This is a genomic window from Acidiphilium sp. PM (assembly GCF_000219295.1).
GTDB lineage: Bacteria > Pseudomonadota > Alphaproteobacteria > Acetobacterales > Acetobacteraceae > Acidiphilium > Acidiphilium multivorum.
This window is the reverse complement of the sequence record NZ_AFPR01000362.1, coordinates 1-4691: the sequence shown is the minus strand read 5'-3', so window position 1 is coordinate 4691 and position 4691 is coordinate 1. Positions and strand designations below refer to the sequence as shown.

The window sequence follows — 4691 nt, the reverse complement described above, 5'->3', positions numbered from 1 at the left end:
CGTCTGGTCGGTCGCCGCCGGCGTCGTGCTCGCGCGCGACCTGCGGCGCTTCAGCGAGGCGCTCGCCGCCTCGGCTCCCGCCGAACTCCGGCTGATCACGCCCGGGCTCACCAATCTCGCCCAACGCATCATCCACACGATCGCGGCCGAGCGCCAGTCCCGCGAGGCCGTCACCGCCGATGCGAATTACAGCCATTCGCTGCTCAACCGCCTGCCCGACGCGCTGTTCCAGCTCGACGGCCCGCCCGGCGCGCGGCGCATCGTCTGGCGGAATCCCGCGGCGGTCCGCGCCTATGGCGCCGAGGAATCCGCCCTGCTCCGCCATCCGCAGCTCCGCGCCGCGCTGGCGGAGGTCGAGCTGGCCGAGCAGCCGGTGCGCGCGACCATCTCGCTCGCAACACCGGTGCCGCGCGACCTCGACGCGACCGTCATCCGCAGCGGCGATACCGGCCGCGCCGCGCCGATCTACATCCTGCTGGCCGACCGCACGCGCGAGCGCGAGCTGAACCGGATGCGGGCCGATTTCGTGGCCAATGCGAGCCACGAGCTGCGCACGCCGCTGACCAGCCTGATCGGCTTCATCGAAACCCTGCGCGGCCCCGCCCTGGGCGATGCCGAGGCCCTGCCGCGCTTCCTCGCCATCATGGCCGAACAGGCGGAGCGGATGCAGCGGATCATCGCCGACCTGCTCAGCCTGTCGCGAATCGAGATGACCGAGCACCAGCCCCCCGCCGAACAGATCGAGATCGGGCCGGTGCTGCGCCAGGTCGCCGGCTTCATGGAGCCGGTTCTCGAAAAGGCGTCCGCCACCCTGACGCTCGACATCGCCGCCGACCTGCCCGCCCTGCCCGGCGATTCCGGCCAGCTCACCCTGGTCTTCGGCAACCTGATCGACAATGCCGTCAAATACAGCGCGCTCAAGCACGGCGCCGCCGGCGGAACCGTGGTGATGACGGCGCACGCGACGCCGGATGCCGATTTCAACCAGCCCGGCGTCCTCGTATCGGTCGTCGACGACGGGCCGGGCATCGCCCGCGAGCACCTGCCGCGCCTGACCGAGCGCTTCTACCGGGCGGACAAGGGCCGCGCCCGCGCGGTGGGCGGCACCGGGCTCGGCCTTGCCATCGTCAAGCATGTCGTGATGCGCCATCGCGGCCGCCTGCTGATCGACAGTGTCGAGGGCGAGGGCACGACCTGCCGCGTCTGGCTGCCGGCAGCCACGCTGGCCGCGGTCCCGGCGCGCCGCTCGGCCTGACCGGCGCCGGCGGTTTCATCCGCCGCCGGGTTGGGCTAGAGCATCTTCCGGTCGGACCGGCTTGTCCGATCGGAGAGAGATGCCCGCCTGATCATGTGGATAGAGCGGGGCTTCCGGCACCAGCACCGGCAGAAGGATCGGCCCGAACACCCATGCGCGTCCCGTTTCGCCTCGCCGCCGGCAGCGTCGCCATCGGCTTCGTTTCGCTGGGGCTGAAGGCGGCCGCCTGGCGGGTGAGCCATTCCGCGGCACTCTATTCCGACGCCCTGGAATCGCTGGTGAACGTCTTCGCCGCCGTCATGGTCATGATCGCGCTCAAGGCCGCCGCCAAGCCCGCCGATTCCGAGCATCCCTACGGCCATGCCAAGGCCGAGCTGCTCAGCGCGGTCGCCGAGGGCGGGATGATCATCTTCGCCGCGGTGCTGATCCTCGAGCGCGCCGCGAGCACCATCCTTGCCCCCCGCCTGCCCGTCGCACCGGAACTCGGTCTCGGCCTGAACGCGGCGGGCGGCGTGGTGAACGCGCTCTGGGCGCTCGCGCTCGGCCGTTCCGGCGCGACGCGGAAGTTCCCGGCGCTGGCCGCCGACCAGGCCCACCTGATCGCCGACGCCATCACCACCCTCGGCATCATCGGCGGGCTCTCGCTCGCCATTCTGGCCAACCTGCCGGTGCTCGATCCGCTCATCGCCATCGCCGTCGCCGCGCAGATCGCCTTCATGGGCGGGCGGACCGTGCTGCGCGCCCTCAGCGCCCTGCTCGACCGCGCGCCGCCGCCCGAAATGGTCGAGCGCATCCGCCATCTGGTCGCCATCCACGCCGCCGGCGCGATCGAGGCGCACGACATGCGCATGCGCGAGGCCGGCCAGTCGCGCTTCCTCGAATTCCACCTCGTCGTCCCCGGGGGCATGACGGTCGCCGAATCCCACGCCATATGCGACCGTATCGAGGCCGCCCTGCGGCGGGAGATGGCCGGCGTGATCATCACGATTCACGTCGAGCCGGACAACAAGGCCAAGCACGAGGGGATCATGGTGAAATGAGGCACGCCACATGGTGAAACTGGACACGATCGTGACCCGCGGCGGCGATCGCGGCGAAACCTCGCTGGCCGACGGCTCCCGCGTCGCCAAGAGCCACAGGCGCATCGCGGTGTTCGGCGCGCTGGACGAGGCCAACACGGCGATCGGATTCCTGCGCGTGGCCTGCGCCGGACTGCCGGCGGTCGATCGCGTGCTCGCCGCCATCCAGAACGACCTGTTCGACATCGGCGCCGAACTCGCCGCCCCGCCCGACCCGGCCCGGCCGTCACGCCTGACCGAAACCTATCTCGCCCGGCTCGACTCGGCCGCCGCCGACTGGAACGCGCGGCTCGCCCCGCTCACCAGTTTCATCCTGCCCGGCGGCACCGAAGCCGCGGCGCGCGCGCATCTCGCCCGCACCGCGGCGCGGCGCGCCGAGCGCGAACTGGTCGCCCTCGCCGCCGAGGCGGGTGTTTCGGACATCCCGATCCCCTACCTCAACCGCCTGTCGGACGTGATGTTCATCCTCGCCCGCCTGCTGAACGACGAAGGCCGGGCCGACACGCTCTGGCGACCCGGCGGCGCCTGACCGCCGGGTGCGATGCGCCTCAGAGCAGGTGGAAGCTCGCGACCTTGCCGTTGTTCAGGGTAAGGTCGGTGAGGACCTGGTCGCCGTCATGCAGCGTCACCTCGAAGATGTAACCCACCGTCGGGCCGACGCGCTGCGTGGTCAGGTATTTCACCGAGAAGGGCTGCCCGAGCGGGATCTTCGCATTGATCTCGGCCGCCTGAACGGGGAATTTCTTGGGATCGACATGCGCCTTGAACACCGTCGTCGCCGGCGCGACGAAGTCCGCGTAGCTGGAATGCCCGATCGCGGTGAGCATCTGCGTCATGTCGCGCGTCGCCAGCGGAACGTTGGGCGACTGCGCCTGCGCCACGGCGCCGCCCGCAATCCCGGCCGCCACCAGCAGCCCCGCCACGCGAATCGAAAATGTCATGAGGTTTCCTCTCTTTTGGTATCAGCCGCCCTGTTCCGCGCCGGCGTCACCGGTCGCGGCCGAAGCCATCGGCTCCGGCGGGCCGGGCGAATTGCGCCGGCCTTCCTGCGCTGGCATCATGATCTATTAAAGGAGACGGATCAATGACCGACGCTTTCCGTGGCCGCCGCGCCCTCGTCACCGGGGCTTCCAGCGGCATCGGCGCCGATCTTGCCCGCCAGCTCGCCCAGCGCGGCGCCGACCTCGTGCTCACCGCGCGGCGGCAGGACCGGCTCGATTCGCTGGCCGCCGAATGCCGCCTGTTCGGCGTCACCGCCGAAACCGCCGCCGTCGACCTCGCCGACGAGGCCGGCCGCCTCGCCCTGGCCGAGCGTTTCCCGACCATCGACATTCTGGTGAACAATGCCGGGCTCGGCGTCTTCGGCGCCTTCGCCGAGGCCGAATGGGCGCGGACCGAGGCGATGCTCGCGGTCAACATCACCGCGTTGACCCATCTCACCCGGCTGTTCGCCACCCCCATGGCCGCGCGTGGCTGGGGCCGGATCATGATGGTCGCCTCCACCGCCGCCTTCCAGCCGGTGCCGCTCTACGCCGCCTATGCCGCGACCAAATCCTATGTCCTCTCGCTCGGCGAATCGCTGAATGTCGAGTTGTCCGGGCGCGGCGTGCGCACCACGGTGCTCTGCCCCGGCGTCACCGAAACCGAGTTCTTCGACGCCGCCGGCCAGACCCGCTCCGCCTTCACCAGGCGCAGCGCGATGACCAGCGCCGAGGTCGCGCGGATCGGCATCGCGGCGCTGCTCGCCGGGCGCTCCAGCGTCGTCGCCGGGCGGAGCAACGCGGCGATGGCCTTCGGCACCCGCTTCGCGCCCCGCGGCCTCGCCGCCCGCCTCGCCTTCCGGATGATGAAGCCGTGAGCGGCGCCGCCGACCCGATCCATGCCGAACTGATCGCCGTCGTCGTCGCCGTCACCGACGCAACCCCCCGCGTCCTCACCCTGCTCGATGGCAGCGCCCTGCCCGCCGGCCCGCTCGAATCGGCCCATCGCTCGCTGCAGGCCGGGCTGCGCGACCGGGTGGAACGCCAGACCGGGCATCCGCTCGGCCATGTCGAGCAGCTCTACACCTTCGCCGACGCCGGCCGCAGCCGCGCCGGGCGCAGCATCTCGATCTCCTACCTCGCCCTGAGCAGCGAGACGCGGGCGCGGCTCGGCGGCCAGGTCTCCTGGCAGGACTGGTACCGCTATTTTCCCTGGGAAGACCGCCGCACCGCGAACGACGCCCTGGCACGGATCGAACCCGGCCTGCGAAGCTGGGCGGGCACGGAGCCGACGCGGCGCGCCCGCATCGCCCGCTGCTTCGGGCTCGACGGCGCGCCCTGGCAGGAGGATCTGGCGCTCGACCGCTACGAACTCCT

General features: G+C 71.2%; 5 protein-coding genes and 1 pseudogene. 5 read left to right on the top strand and 1 reads right to left on the bottom strand.

Annotated features, from left to right (window positions below):
* The 3 genes from APM_RS12710 to APM_RS12700 form a co-directional block, all read left to right on the top strand.
* On the top strand, nt 1–1255 hold a 1255-nt coding region (locus APM_RS12710), incomplete at its 5' end, for a cell wall metabolism sensor histidine kinase WalK (protein ID WP_007423779.1).
* Nucleotides 1256–1407: 152 nt separating this feature from the next.
* Nucleotides 1408–2295: a cation diffusion facilitator family transporter gene (locus tag APM_RS12705; RefSeq protein WP_007423780.1), complete on the top strand. Its 888-nt coding sequence runs from the start codon at nt 1408–1410 to the stop codon at nt 2293–2295.
* 10 nt (nt 2296–2305) lie between these two features.
* Entirely contained in the window at nt 2306–2863 is a 558-nt protein-coding gene (locus APM_RS12700; RefSeq protein WP_007423778.1) for a cob(I)yrinic acid a,c-diamide adenosyltransferase, read from the top strand.
* A 19-nt stretch (nt 2864–2882) separates the two neighbouring features.
* On the opposite strand, the gene APM_RS12695 is transcribed toward APM_RS12700, so the two are convergent.
* Nucleotides 2883–3275, bottom strand: coding sequence for a hypothetical protein (locus APM_RS12695; protein ID WP_007423777.1), 393 nt, complete (start codon nt 3273–3275; stop codon nt 2883–2885).
* Between the two features lie 143 nt (nt 3276–3418).
* Here APM_RS12695 and APM_RS12690 point away from each other — a divergent pair, with 143 nt between their 5' ends.
* Together APM_RS12690 and APM_RS12685 are read left to right on the top strand one after the other, a co-directional pair.
* Nucleotides 3419–4192, top strand: coding sequence for an SDR family oxidoreductase (locus tag APM_RS12690; protein ID WP_007423776.1), 774 nt, complete (start codon nt 3419–3421; stop codon nt 4190–4192).
* Nucleotides 4189–4691 (top strand): annotated as a pseudogene (locus tag APM_RS12685) (hypothetical protein); the annotation flags it as partial. The gene APM_RS12690 and the pseudogene APM_RS12685, both read left to right, overlap by 4 nt.